The sequence below is a fragment of the Hyphomicrobium sp. genome, assembly GCF_035572195.1.
Taxonomy (GTDB): Bacteria; Pseudomonadota; Alphaproteobacteria; order Rhizobiales; family Hyphomicrobiaceae; genus Hyphomicrobium_B.
On record NZ_DATNBA010000064.1, the window covers coordinates 22151 to 36084 of the forward strand.

At 62.2% G+C, this 13934-nt stretch carries 10 protein-coding genes; 4 read left to right on the forward strand and 6 right to left on the reverse strand.

What is annotated here, in order from left to right:
• Nucleotides 1-43: 43 nt before the first annotated feature.
• The 3 genes from VN623_RS06265 to glmU all read right to left on the reverse strand — a co-directional run bounded on the left by VN623_RS06265 (nt 44) and on the right by glmU (nt 4885).
• Nucleotides 44-1456 carry an SPOR domain-containing protein gene (locus tag VN623_RS06265; protein ID WP_325569225.1) on the reverse strand — a complete coding sequence of 471 codons (1413 nt, stop codon included), beginning with the start codon at nt 1454-1456 and terminating at the stop codon, nt 44-46.
• A gap of 109 nt (nt 1457-1565) precedes the next feature.
• Nucleotides 1566-3386, reverse strand: a complete 1821-nt coding sequence (gene glmS / locus VN623_RS06270; protein ID WP_325569227.1) for a glutamine--fructose-6-phosphate transaminase (isomerizing) — start codon at nt 3384-3386, stop codon at nt 1566-1568.
• A gap of 140 nt (nt 3387-3526) precedes the next feature.
• A complete protein-coding gene (glmU, locus tag VN623_RS06275; protein WP_325569229.1) occupies nt 3527-4885 on the reverse strand; it encodes a bifunctional UDP-N-acetylglucosamine diphosphorylase/glucosamine-1-phosphate N-acetyltransferase GlmU in 1359 nt (452 codons plus the stop codon).
• 383 nt (nt 4886-5268) lie between these two features.
• On the opposite strand from glmU, the gene VN623_RS06280 reads away from it, so the two are divergent.
• Nucleotides 5269-6159: an SPOR domain-containing protein gene (locus tag VN623_RS06280; RefSeq protein ID WP_325569231.1), complete on the forward strand. Its 891-nt coding sequence runs from the start codon at nt 5269-5271 to the stop codon at nt 6157-6159.
• Nucleotides 6160-6366: 207 nt separating this feature from the next.
• Here the strand turns inward: VN623_RS06280 and ypfJ are convergent, their stop codons facing one another.
• Both ypfJ and VN623_RS06290 read right to left on the reverse strand, forming a co-directional pair.
• Nucleotides 6367-7326: a KPN_02809 family neutral zinc metallopeptidase gene (gene ypfJ / locus VN623_RS06285; protein WP_325569233.1), complete on the reverse strand. Its 960-nt coding sequence runs from the start codon at nt 7324-7326 to the stop codon at nt 6367-6369.
• Nucleotides 7327-7459: 133 nt separating this feature from the next.
• The gene (locus VN623_RS06290; RefSeq protein WP_325569246.1) at nt 7460-8860 is read right to left on the reverse strand and encodes a malonyl-CoA decarboxylase; all 1401 of its coding nucleotides are present in this window, start codon (nt 8858-8860) and stop codon (nt 7460-7462) included.
• 126 nt (nt 8861-8986) lie between these two features.
• Between VN623_RS06290 and VN623_RS06295 the strand changes: the two genes are divergently transcribed.
• The 3 genes from VN623_RS06295 (at nt 8987) to VN623_RS06305 (ending at nt 12295) form a co-directional block, all read left to right on the forward strand.
• Nucleotides 8987-9484: a hypothetical protein gene (locus VN623_RS06295; RefSeq protein ID WP_325569235.1), complete on the forward strand. Its 498-nt coding sequence runs from the start codon at nt 8987-8989 to the stop codon at nt 9482-9484.
• 361 nt (nt 9485-9845) lie between these two features.
• Nucleotides 9846-11252 (forward strand): YcjX family protein, encoded by a 1407-nt coding sequence (locus VN623_RS06300; protein WP_325569236.1) that lies wholly within the window; start codon nt 9846-9848, stop codon nt 11250-11252.
• Nucleotides 11249-12295, forward strand: a complete 1047-nt coding sequence (locus VN623_RS06305; protein WP_325569238.1) for a TIGR01620 family protein — start codon at nt 11249-11251, stop codon at nt 12293-12295. Before VN623_RS06300 ends, VN623_RS06305 begins: the two co-directional genes overlap by 4 nt.
• 17 nt (nt 12296-12312) lie before the next feature.
• Here the strand turns inward: VN623_RS06305 and mdoH are convergent.
• A partial coding sequence (gene mdoH, locus VN623_RS06310; RefSeq protein ID WP_325569240.1) for a glucans biosynthesis glucosyltransferase MdoH occupies nt 12313-13934 on the reverse strand: 1622 nt, incomplete at its 5' end.

Sequence of the window (13934 nt, forward strand, 5' to 3'; positions counted from 1 at the left end):
TCTCTCCTACTCGGGCCAAAAACCCGACGGAGATCGGGCACCCTCAGTTTGTCACGACGAGACAATCTAGGCCACTGGTCCTGAGCTTGTTGCAAAGTCCGCGCGGTTCATCCTGCGAAGCATAGCCGCCGACGCGCACCCGGTAGAACGTCCCCATGCTACCGATGACGGCTTCATCGACGGTCGGCGCGTGATCGCCGAGATCGGCGCCATGATTGGCGACGAGTTTTTGAGCCAGGGCCTCTGCTTCCGCCCGGGATCGCAACGCCGCTATGTGAACCTTGTATTTGCCGCTCGTCTTCGCAACGCGGACGGGGGGTGCAATCGGGGCAATCGCAGCAGTTTGGGTATGCCGTTTGACAGCTTTCTGAGCCGTATCCGGCCGCGCCTTGCCCTCGTTCACGACCGTCGAATTGCTCCAACTCGATGTCTCAGGCACGACGTGCGCCGTCGATGCCGTCGTGACGGCAGCCGGTTGCGGAGTGGCAGCCGGTGCAGACGAACCGCCGCCAAAAATGTTCGAGAAGAAGCCTGAAACAGATGACGACATCGAACTCGATGCCGGAGCCGGCTCTGCGGGAGCCGCCGACAGCGCCGACGGGCCGGGCGAAGCCTCGGCTGGCGGAGCCATCGCGAATGTATTCGAACTTGCAGGCTGTGCTGGCGGCGTTGATTGTTCCGAAGACCGAACAACCGTGGCTGCCGCCGCGGCTTGCAATCCACCCGCCTCGACCGAACCATATGCGGCGCGAGCCCGGGCCGCGTCCTTGGCCGCATCGCTTTCAGCGTCCTGGCGCGTAATCGGGGCGGATGCGGCAGTTCCGGAAGCGCTCGAACCGTCGGCGTTGGCAGGCTGGCCATGGGAAGCTGCGGCCTGCGCCACGGCTGCAGCAGAAAGCCCAGCCGAACTCGAACTGGGGCCAGGCGCGGAATTGGGGTTGTCGACAACCACTCTTTCGGAAGCGTCTCCAGTCTGTTCAAGACCGGCCATCTTGTAGGCTTCGGCTCGCTCGGCCGTGGCCGCCTGCCGATCATTGCCGGTCAAGCCGTTTTTCAACCAGAGGGCGCTCGTCAAATCCGAAATGGCAAGCCCGGGCTTGTCTTGCTTTTTGTAAGCGGCACCGCGCGTGTAGAGGGCTTTGGCCATCTCGGTGCTGGAAAGGCCGCCGGCTTTCACCGCAGCCGAGAGCTGATCAATGGCCGGTTGATATTTGCCGTTGGCGAAGGCCTTGAGGCCGGCATCATAGGCTTGCCGTGCCGCGGCGGCGGCCTGCTTCTTCTGATCGGCCTCCTGCGATTCTTCCGATGCTTGGGCGGACTGCGGCGCTTGCTGTGGGGCGGCTTTCGCTTTGCGAGCTTCGCCGGTGGAGGGCCAGCAAGTCAAAACACATGTAAATGCTAATGCTATTGCTGCGGCCAGCGCCGGGTCGCGCGCTAGCCTGTGAAATTGCGTCATGTGCGTATTTCCCCCATGGCCCGTTTTAGCGCGCCGTGCCCTCCTGGACCCTATTGCAATCAGCTGAACGAGGCAATTTCAGGGCCCTGTTCCCGGCCCGTTTCCCCCATTATTCGACAGTCACGGATTTCGCCAGATTACGCGGCTGGTCGACGTCCGTCCCCATCAGCACTGCCGTGTGGTAGGCAATGAGCTGCGTCGGCACGGCATAAAGCAACGGCGCCACGAACGGCGAGACCTTCGGCATCTGAATGTGAGCTGCGACCTTGCACCCGACTTTGTCGGGTGTGGCATCCGAAATCAGGATGATCTGGCCGCCGCGCGCCGCGACTTCCTGCAGATTTGAAACCGTTTTCTCGAAAAGATCGTCCTCTGGCGCGACGACAATGACCGGCACGTGCTCGTCTATCAGCGCGATCGGACCGTGCTTGAGCTCACCGGCAGCATAACCTTCGGCATGGATGTAAGAGATTTCCTTGAGCTTCAACGCGCCCTCGAGAGCGATGGGGAAACTCGATCCGCGCCCGAGATAGAGAACGTCGGCTGCCTTGGCCAACTCCTGAGCGACGGCGATGAATGGTTCGTCGCGACGCAGGATCGAGGCAACGTGGCGCGGTATTTCGGTCAGCGCTTTGACGAACGACGACTCCTGCTCGGCGGTCATTTGACCGCGAGCCCGGGCGATGGCGATCGCCAAGCAAGCGAGAACCGAAAGCTGGCAGGTAAATGCCTTGGTCGACGCGACGCCGATTTCGGGTCCGGCGAGCGTCGGAAGAGCCGCGTGCGACTCGCGCGCGATCGTCGAAGTCCGGACGTTGACGATCGACGCGATGCGTTGGCCGTTGGCCTTGCAATAGCGAAGCGTCGCCAGCGTGTCGGCGGTCTCGCCCGACTGCGAAACGAAAACAGCCAGGCCGCCTTCAGGGAGCGGCGTCTCGCGATAGCGCATCTCGGAGGCGACATCGATGTCGACCGCTACGCGTGCAAACCGCTCGATCCAGTACTTCGCAACGAGGCCGGCGTAGTAGGCCGTGCCGCAGGCCGAGATCGTGACGCGGCTGATTTTCGCCAGATCGATACCAAGGTCGGGGAAATTGACGCGTGCCGACACCATGTCGAGATAATTGGCGAGCGTGTGCGAGATGACCTCAGGCTGCTCGTGAATTTCCTTGGCCATGAAGTGGCGGTAGTTGCCCTTGTCCACCAGCAGGGAACTGGCGACGGCTTTGATGATCGGACGATCGACACGGGCGCCGTCGCAATCGAAAATCTCGGCACCGGAGCGTCGCAGTACGGCCCAGTCGCCTTCCTCGAGATAGGTGATGGCGTCAGTGAACGGCGCCAGCGCGATGGCGTCGGAACCGAGATACATTTCACCCGTGCCATGACCGATTGCGAGTGGCGAGCCCTTGCGGGCCGCGATCATCAGATCGTCATGGCCGGCGAAGATGATGCCGAGAGCGAAGGCGCCTTGCAGCTGCTTCAGTGCCTCGCGCACGGCGGCGATCGGTGCCGCGCCGCGATCCATTTCGTCGGAAATCAGATGAACGACGGCTTCCGTATCGGTGTCGGTCTGGAAGCGATGTCCCTTGGCCTCGAGCTTGGCGCGCAAGTCCCGAAAGTTCTCGATGATGCCGTTGTGGACGACGGAGACCTGCGCCGTCATATGCGGATGTGCGTTGCGCTCGGTCGGACGGCCGTGGGTTGCCCAGCGCGTGTGTCCGATGCCGGTCCGTCCGGCAAGCGGCTCGACGAGCAGGCGCTTTTCGAGATTGCGCAATTTGCCTTCGGCACGGCGGCGTTCGAGCGTGCCGGCTTCGACGGTCGCGATCCCGGCTGAATCATAGCCGCGGTATTCAAGTCTGCGGAGTGCATCGACCAGATTGGTCGAAACGGCTGATTTTCCGAGTATTCCGACAATTCCACACATCAGACGATTTTCCCCGAACCGGATCACCCCATCGAACGATGGCGGTGGTTAAGGACCTTCACAAGTCACAGAGTGTTTCAGCCTAAGGCGGCCATTTTACGCGTGAATACCGCAATGCAAGGTTCGTGCTGCATTAACGATTAGGACTTCTCTGCTTTCCGCCGCGTCATAAGAGTGCGGAATTTCTCGGCCCAGCCCGGGCGCTCCTCCTGAGAAACGCGTTCCAGCGCCAGTGCTCCCGGGCTGACGTCCTTCGTGATGACGCTACCGGAGCCAATATACGCTCCTGCGCCGATCCTGACAGGGGCAACAAGCGATGTATTCGAACCGATGAAGGCGCCTTCGCCGATCTCCGTTTTCTGCTTGTTGAAGCCGTCGTAGTTACAGAAGATCGTGCCGGCGCCGATGTTGGCCTTCGAGCCCACGCTCCCGTCACCGAGGTACGAAAGATGGTTGGCCTTGGCCCCGGCGCCGAGACTTACGTTCTTAACCTCGACGAAATTACCGATGTGCACGTCGGGTCCGAGCTTTGCGCCCGGCCTAAAGCGCGAGAAGGGTCCGACCCGCGCACCCTTTCCAATCATGGCGCCTGTGAGATGGCAGAAGCCTAGGATCGTCGCGCCCTCCTCCACCGTCACGCCCAGACCGAAAACGACATTCGGCTCGATCACGACGTCGGGCGCGATCTTCGTATCGAAACTGAGCCACACCGTTTCCGGCGCAATCATCGTGACGCCGTCCCGCATAAGCGCCAGCCGGGCGCGCGTTTGCCAGATCGCTTCGGCGGCGGCCAACTGATCGCGGGCGTTGACGCCCAAGACTTCGTCGGCATCGCATTCGACAACGGTGGCAACGAGGCCGACGGCGCGCGCAAGCTCGATCGCATCGGTCAGATAGAATTCGCCTTTGGCATTGGAATTGCCGATGTGCGACAGCAGGTCGTTAATTTTCGGGACCCTGAACGCCAGGACACCCGAGTTGCAGATAGCAATCTGGCGCTCGGCTTGGCTGGCGTCTTTTTCTTCGCGGATCGCGAGGAGCGTGCCCTTGCTATCGGTCACCAACCGCCCGTAGCCGGTCGGGTTCTTCGGCCGAAAGCCGAGCACCGCAATGTTGGCGCCCGCATCCAATGCTTTCTGCAGGCGTTGAAGCGTCTCGGGACGTATCAGCGGCGTGTCGGCGTAGAGAACGATGACGTCGCCGCTGTGCCTGTCGAGTGCGGAACGTGCGGCAAGAACGGCGTCTGCTGTGCCGCGCTGCGCAGTCTGGACGAACACCTCGGCGCCGGGTGCCACCGCGCGGGTCTCGCGCACGACGGCCTCCATCTCAGGCCCGACGACGACCGAAAGACCAGCGCCGTCGATGGTTTTTGCAGTTTCGAGGACATGAGCCAGCATCGATCGGCCAGCGATTTTGTGCAGGACTTTCGGCTCGGCGGATTTCATGCGCGTGCCCTTGCCTGCGGCGAGGACGACGAACAGCGGGGGCGAGGCGCTCATGGGGGACCTTATTCTGCGAAACGTCGGATGTGACACGATTATCTGTGCCAACGAACGCGGACACTCTGTGGCACGTCGTTACTGCCATACAGTCCGCGATCCGGATGCTGCAAGCGTGGCAGCCGGTTTGAAACGTCGCGAGTCGCCGCAACGATCGGACAGCGAAACCATTGTCTTTTTTTGTTCATAAATTTCCGCAGCCTAAGCCACGACTTGCAACCCGGCCGCCGTCCACAACTTCCGTGTCACTTGGCTACCCGCACCATTGCGAAGGCGTCGGTGGCAACACAAGCTCACCAATACAACGGAAACGATTCGGGTCGATCGCCCGCGGATGTCCCGCTATCGAACGCCCGGCAAGCGCCTTTAGGACGACACACCTCATGACGAAACCTACCAGTGAAAAGCCAACACGCGGAAAAGCGCTTCTCACATCGTACACGGTCATTTGGTCGATGCTGGGAGCGCTCGGCCTCGGTTATCTCGGCATTGCGATTTTCGAACCCGCCTGGCTTGGCGATCTGACACCGGTTAGCGGCCAACACAACGCCGAGACGGAAGAGGCCATGATGAACCTGTCGACGGATGTCGCCGGCTTGCGCTCTTCAATGGCAAAACTGCAGCTCGATGTCGCGACCGTAAAGGCGGACGTCGCCACGCAGTCCAGCCAGACGCAACAGCTCGGAACGCAACTATCGACTCTCGAGGATAAGGTCCGGCTCGGGCAGACGACGATTGCTTCGGCCGAAGTGCCTTCGCCGCCGTCCGCTGCCGAGCCGACGACACCGGATGCATCTCCGTCGATGTCCCTTTCGTCGATGGCGACCGCCGCAGCGGCCAGCGCTTCCGGGCAGACGGCAAAACCGTTGAAACAGACAAAGATCATCAACGCCGCTCCGGCGGAGTCGTCGCAGATTGTGACTGGCAGCGTCGGAGACCGCGCGGGCGCGTCAAAAGCGAAAAATGCAAAACCCGAAGTCATCAGTTTCGGCCCGGCCGTCGTCAAACCCGCGACCAAGCCAATCGGCATAGAGATTGCGTCCGGCCCTTCGGTCGATGGGCTGCGACTGAGTTGGAGCCAAATCACCGAGCAGAATAACAAGCTCAAGAAACTGACCGCCCGTTATGCGGATAACGGCGATACGGCAAATCCGAGCTTCAATCTCATCGCCGGTCCGGTGAAATCGAAGGCCGAGGCCATACGGCTCTGTAAGGAACTCGAAGCACATTATCAGACGTGCAAGGTCGGTGAGTTCAAGGGCGACGCGCTTTAGGATCGGCGGACTGCCCTTGCATCCAATCGTCTCGCGGTGGGAGTGGCGCCGTATCCCGCCGCAAGCGTTGTCATCCCGGCTTCATGCCGAGAACCCATCGTTCAACAAACTACGGCGGCTGCAGATAAACGAACCCTCGGGACAAGCCCGAGGGTCAGACTGTTGCCTGCTGCGCCTACGATCCCGTGACGGGATCGCGAACCGCCCTCACGGATTGGATGTGTTGAACGTATCGCAAGCGTCCATCCGCCCCGCCTCGAGCCCCGCCTTGAACCAGCGCACGCGCTGCTCGGCGGTGCCATGCGTAAAGGCATCAGGAATGATGCGGCCCGTCATCTTTCTCTGAATCATGTCGTCGCCGATCTGCGTCGCCGCGTTCAGTGCCTCCTCGACATCGCCGGGCTGCAAACGGTTCTTCATTTGATTGTTGAGATTTGCCCAAACGCCCGCCAGACAGTCGGCCTGCAATTCCGTACGCACCTGAATCTGGTTGGCCGTGGCTTCGTCATCGGCGCGGTTCTTCAGTTCCTGCACCTTATCGAGTATGCCCAGCTGGTGCTGCACGTGATGCCCAACTTCATGGGCGATGACGTAGGCCTGAGCGAAGTCGCCGCTGACGTTGAATTTTCGTTTGAGCTCGTCATAGAACGCGAGGTCGACGTAGACTTTTTGATCAAGCGGACAATAGAACGGCCCCATCGCCGCCTGACCGGCGCCGCAGGCGGTGCGCGTGATGCCTGAATATATGACTAGCGGTGGATCGTCGTAGGTTCTGCCGAAGCTCTTGAAGACCGCCGTCCAAACGTCCTCGGTATCGGCCAGCACTTTGCTGATGAACGCCTTCTCCTGATCTTCGCCTGCCGCCTGCGTCTGCGGCGACCCTGGAAGACCCGGAATATTCCCGGGCGAGCGATCCCGCGTTACGGGACGTTCCGTCCGAGGCAAGTCCGGCATGTTGATTTGACCGCCGGTGCCCAACAGCACGTCGAGCGGGTTGATGCCCATGAACAGCATCAGAGCGCCGATGATCAAGAGCGTCGTGATGCTCATTCCGCCGCCGCCGATAGGGATCTGGATGCCGCCACCCGGAAGCCGGAAACCACCGCCACCCTCGCCGCGGCGATCTTCGACGTTGCTGCTCTCGCGGTCATTCTGGTCGTAGCGCATGGCGGCCCTTCAATTGACGAAAGCGCTACGGTTCACAGCGCCGGCAACGACCGCGCATCCCGCAACGCAAGCGAACCTCATACTGCACGGGCAAATGACCAACACAAGACTTGTCTAAGGCACATTCGCACCTTCATTCGGGAGCTGGCCAACGCGCCTTTTTCGTCTTTGAAACGCCGGGAAGCGCCAGGAGATCAGGGACGCTCGACAGGCCCTTGGGTTTCGGCTGCGACTTCAAAAGCGCCCTAACGGCCCGCGACGCCGCCACCGTTCCGTCCTGCGCGTAGGCTTCGTGATTGCGCTCGATCTCGCCCAGATCGTAGCAGTAATTGACCATCAGCCCGTGGCCCTCGCGCAGGCCTCTTTCGGACGTATCGCCGAGCCAGTTCAACCGTTCGAGCCTGGCGCCGTTGCCGAGATGAAACCGTGCGACCGGGTCGACCGGACGGTCGTCGGCCGACTTGGCGACCAGGAAATAATGCGCCGCCAGTGAAAGCAGGGTCGATTTCAGCCCCTCCGCTCCGTGACCATCCTTCGCCGCCACCTCAACCCAGCGCGGATCGCGAAGCCGGGCCAAGACCTCACGTTGTTCAGCACTGACGAGACCGTCGCCCTCCGTTGCGAGCGCCCGGTCGAGCCAGCGGGCAAAACTAGGCGCCGGCGACAGCGTCACGAACGTTTTGAGGCTTGGCGTATCGCGGACGAGATCTTCCGCGACCTGCTTCAAAAGGAAGTTGCCAAACGAAATGCCCTTGAGGCCTTCCTGGCAGTTCGAGATCGAATAGAAGACGGCCGTTGCCGGCGCGGCCCCGTCATCGTCGCGCCGTCCGTCCAGGACCGTCGAGATCGCGTCGGGGATGTCGCGCATCAGCGCCACCTCGACGAAGATCAGCGGCTCATCGACGAGAGCCGGATGAAAGAATGCAAAGCAGCGACGGTCCCTGGGGTCGAGACGGCGACGCAAGTCGTCCCAGCCGCGGATTTCGTGGACCGCTTCGTAAGCGATGATCTTCTCGAGAATGGCCGCCGGCGTCTGCCAGTCGATCCGCCGCAAGACGAGGAAGCCGCGATTGAACCACGACGTCAGCAACCGTTCGAGATCGCGATTTACGGCGGCCAGCGCCTCGTCCGACTTGATGTGCCGCATCAGGTCGGCGCGCAACGCAACGATGTCGGCGGTCGCTCCCGGCGCCAGGTTGAGACGCCTGAAAAATTCAAGCCGCGGGCTGTATGACGCCTTCTGCAAAGCTGCCAGTGATGCTGCTGAAGGATCGTCGAGGTAGCCGTGCGCCGCCTCCGCTACGGCGAGCGCATCGGGTTGCATCTCGTCGGCAAGAAACCGGTAGAACTGAAAGCGCTCCTCGCTCGTCGCCTTCTTCAGCCGGACGAGCAGCTGACGCGCGATCGCGACACCTGAGGCTTCGCCGCGCCCCGACATGAGGGCTCGCGACAACACCTCGATCGATTGTTCGTCGTCCGAACCGAAAAGCGCTCTGGGCAACAGCGCGCGGCCCTGCTCGGCGACGGAATTCATCAATTCTTGCAGAAACGAGACGTTCACGGGCTGATCCTCTGCAGTCGCCGATTAAGCGGCGTTAACCTTTCATTAACCGTTCCGGCTGAGCATCGGCCCACCCAACTTGCATAGGGCATATCCGATATGACCGAGCGCCTTTCAACTGGTCGTCCGGCGTCGAGCCTCGACGCCGCGAAAAATGACACCGGACGTGTGGCGTTCTGCGGGCCCTACGTGCTCTCTGCGATCACCGGCTACGGCATTTCGAAAATCGAGGACGTGATCAGAGAGGGTCGCGATCTGCCGCCCAATCGAAAGCCCGTTGTTCGCGGTACCTATGCCGACGAAGTCGAAGCGGCACTCGCTTATTTCGGGTACCGGATGGAACTCAAGGAGAGCCATCTGCGCCGGGCGCGCAAGGAACGGCCGACGTTCTGGACATGGATGCAGAAGCCGAGGAATGCCTGGGCCTATTACATCCTCGCGATTCATAAGGGCAAGGAAGGCCACTGGATCCTCGTGAAGGGCGTCAAGATGTGCGACACGTTCACGGAAGGAAAGTGGACGTTCGTCGTCGATGGCCCGCATCGCGGCTGCCGCATCATGGAAGTCTTCGAGGTCAGGAAGGCGCACGACGCCTAGTCCTGCCTGGAGCGCCTCGCACCCTCCCACATGAACGCCTTATGAACCCGCGCTTCAGGATTCATTCAAGCCCTGGGGCGTAGTCTCGGTAATGATCCGAGTCGCGGATAGGCAAAGGAGTGTGCCATGTCCGAATTTTTTCGTTCAGGGGCTATCATGATGATGGCGGCGATTGTGTTCGCCGCAGGCATCGTCGTCGTTTTCTATAGCTGAGGGCGGCACCGCCCGCCTTCCGGTTTTCTCAGCCTTGTCGCGACCCGCGACTTGCGCCACTTAAAGGGGACTTTCCGGCCCCTCTTTGGATTTGGCGCGGCACACCTTGGCTGATCCCACCTACTCCGAGCTTTTCAAAAACGCGCAAATGCGATTGGGCGACTTTCTAACGCCTGCCGTGCGTCTCGGCGTGACGGGACTTTCCCGCGCCGGCAAGACCGTGTTCATCACCGCACTCGTCCGCAATCTCGTCTCCGGTGGCCGACTGCCGTTTTTTTCGCCCGAGGCGGAACAGCGCATCGTACGGGCCTATCTCGAGCCACAGCCCGACGACAGCGTGCCGCGTTTCGACTACGAGGCGCATCTCGGCGATTTGCTGGCCTCTCCACCGTCGTGGCCCGAAAGCACGCGGCGCATTTCCGAATTACGAGTGACGATCGAATACCGCTCCGCCTCTATGCTGAAGCGCGCCATCGGCCTTTCCAAATTGCATCTCGACATCGTCGACTATCCGGGTGAATGGCTGATCGACCTGCCGCTGCTGGAACAGGATTACCGAGCATTTTCCAGCGAAGCCCTGGCGCTGGCCGCGATGCCGTCGCGCGCCGAGTTCGCAAAGCCGCTGCTGGCGTTTCTCGCCGGCACTGATCCGGCGGCCCAGGAGGACGAGCAAATTGCTCTGACCGGCGCCGCTCTTTTCACCGACTATTTGCTCGCGGTTCGCGAGAGCGGCGCGCAGTCGACACTCGCTCCGGGCCGCTTCCTGCTTCCCGGCGACCTGGAAGGCTCGCCGCTTCTAACCTTCTTCCCGATGCCGCTGACGTCCGAAGAACGCCCGCCCCGCGGCTCGCTCGCGGCCATGATGATGCGCCGCTTCGAAAGCTACAAATCGCTCGTCGTCAGGCCCTTCTTCAATGACCACTTTGCCCGCCTCGACCGCCAAATCGTGCTTGTCGATGTCTTGGGCGCGATCAATCGCGGCGGCGCCGCCGTCGCCGATCTCGAACGCGCCATGACGGCGATCCTCAAGGCGTTCCGTCCCGGCGCAAATTCCTGGCTGGCGCTGGTGCTAGGCAGGAGGATCGATCGCGTGCTCTTTGCCGCGACGAAGGCCGATCATCTGCCCGCATCCAGCCACGAGCGCCTCGATGCGATTCTGAGGCAGGTCGTCGATGAGGCGATCGCGCGGGCAGAAACCGAAGGCGCCGGAGTTTCGGCGCTGGCGCTCTCGGCATTGCGGGCAACGCGCGAGACGACGGCGACGCAGGACGGCGAGACGCTTCCCTGTCTAAGAGGCACGCCCGTCAAGGGCGAGCGCATCGGCAAGGTGACGTTCGACGGTGTTATGGAGGCTGCCATCTTTCCAGGCGATCTTCCGGCCGATCCAGCTGCGGCACTGAGCGCGGCGCGCAGCGCCGAAACGTCATCGCTTGAACTCGTTCGCTTCGCGCCGCCCCGTCTTTCCAACACGATTTCCGATGGCAGACCGGCGGCCTTTCCGCATATCAGACTGGACCGCGCCCTCGATTTTCTCGTTTCGGATTATCTCGCATGACCTCCGAGAAGGACGCTCCGCCGCCGAGGAAGCCCCGCGTCTTCAAGGCGGACGACATTGTAGCCGAACCCGACGCCGACGAAGCCATTGCAGCTGCCGGCGCCGCGGCGCCGCGGCGCTTGCACACTCCCGTTCCGCCGCGACGATTGACGGCGAGCGATATCAACCGTGGCTTCCGCTTCGGCAGCATTCTCTTTTCAGCAATGGCCGTGCTGGCTTCGATCGCCCTCGGTCTGTGGTTTGCCCGCTTTGTCTCGATTGCGCTCGAACGTCAGGATTGGGTCGGCTGGCTCGCCTTCGGCCTAATGATGATCATCGCGGTGGCGCTTGCCGGTATCGTGCTCCGCGAACTCATCGGCTTCCGTCGCCTCGCGCGTCTCGCCAATCTACGCGCCCTCGTCAAAGCGACGATCGCGAAGCCCGATGCAGCCAATGAGAAGAAGGCCGTGGCGGCGCTCGTCGCGCATTATCGCGGCCGGGGCGACTTGGCCTGGGGTTTGGCGCGCGTCAGAGACCACACAGGCGACGTGCTGCAACAGGGCGATTTGCTGCGTCTCGCCGACCGCGAACTGTTGCGCCCGATCGACGGCGAGGCGCGCCGCGTCATTCTCAAGTCAGCCAAGCGCGTCTCGACCGTGACGGCCCTGTCGCCGATCATGTGGATCGCCGTCGGCTTCGTGCTCGTGGAGAATGTAAGAATGTTCCGCGCGATCGCCGGGCTCTACGGTGGCCGGCCAGGCGTCCTCGGTGCGCTCCGCCTTGCGAGACTTGTCGTGGGGCACGTCATTGCGACCGGCGGCATTGCGATGACCGACGATCTGCTCGGCCAGTTCGTCGGCCAGGACGTCTTGCGACGGCTGTCGCGGCGGCTGGGCGAAGGCGCCTTCAACGGCGCACTGACCGCCCGCCTCGGCGTGGTCGCGGTCGAGGTGACCCGTCCCCTACCCTATCTCGACACCGAGCCGCTTCGCATGCGTGAGATTTTCGGCGAACTGGTGCGCTCGCTCCGGACTTCGAAAACCGCAAAGACCGGCGACGACTGACGGCTTCGCCAGCAGTTTCAGGCGGCAACGGTATCCGGGCGCGGGCTCAAGGCACCGGGCGTGGCGATCCTGCGAGTCCAATCGCGCGTCCGTTGACCGGCATCGATGAAGACGGGGGGCGGGGTCCGATCTTCCTTGGTTGCAAGTGCCCAACGCTCGATCGGGCCGGCTTTGAGTGAGGTCAACCAACTGACGGGTCCTGCGAGCACGAGACCCAGCACGACCGGGGCCATCCACGCCAGAAGACCCGGCGACACGAACCAGACGATAATAGCGACGATCGTGCCGACCATGGTGTGCCAGCGCGCAAACCACATGGCATCGGCGAACGTCAAAGCGCCGTCGTTGCGCTGTTGCGGCTGCCAGCCTGCATCGCGCCCTGCGAGGATTTCGGTCGCTCCGATTGTTTGCGTCACCATCAAGATCGGTGCGATCAGCATGGAAAAGATCGTCTCGATGCCAACCCCGATCGTGACGCGAAAGGCCCCGATCAGATCGTGCTCGCTCCTCGCCTGCTTCCACGCCAGGACGAGGCCTAAGCCCTTGGGAAGCAGCACGACGACCAGCGTCGCAAGAAACAGCCTGAGCGCCGCACCGGGATCGATGATCGGCCAGATTGGAAAGAGCGTCTTCGCATCGCGGAAATAGCTCGGGATCAACTGCTGACCCTGCAAGGCCAGGATAACGCCGACGATCAGCGACAACGCCCAAACCGCCGAGATCAGATAAGACGTCGCGCCCATGCCGAGGTGCAACCGCCCCATCGGCGTCAGACCCGGCTGCGTGACGATCGCCAAATGCTGCAGATTGCCTTGCGCCCAGCGCCGGTCGCGCGCCACGACATCGACGATGTTCGGCGGCATGCCTTCGTAAGACCCCTCGAGCGACGGCATCATGTGCACGCCGTAACCGGCTCGCTGCAACAGCACCGCCTCGACGAAGTCGTGGCTCATGATGTGGCCGCCGAAAGGCTTACGGCCCGGAAGATCGGGCAGGCCCGCCGCGGCTGCGAAGGCCGCCGTGCGGATGATGGCGTTGTGGCCCCAGTAATTGCCCTGGTCGCGATGCCAGAAGGCCAAGCCCGCGGCGACTGCGGGTCCGTATGTGTTGCAGGCAAATTGTTGCAGCCGCTGCAGCAGCGTTTCGCCGCCGACGAGCCGCGGCACCGTCTGGATCAGTCCCGCCTTTGGATCGGCATCTATGGCAATCGCCAAGGACACCAGCGTCGCGCCGGACATGACGCTGTCGCCGTCAAGAATAACGAAGGACTGGTAGCCCGCACCGAAGCGTTCGATCCAATCGGCGATGTTGCCGGATTTACGCGCCGTATTTTCGCGGCGGCGACGGTAATAGACCGGCAGCACTTCGGCGAGATTTTCGCCCAAGGCATGATAGACATCGGCCTCACGTGCCCCCTGAGCTTCGCCGCGCGTGTCGGAGAGCACGAAGACGTCGAAGTTTTTGTTCTTGCCGAGTGTTTGTAGCTCGCGAGCCATAGCTTCGATGGCTCCCGCGATCCGCGCCGGCTCCTCGTGATAGACGGGAAACAGCAGCGCCGTTCGCGGCTCGAGCGGCAAGCTCGGCAACGGCGGCTCGATCGTGTCGGGATGCTCGCCGGCGAAAAGCGGCAGAAAGCCCA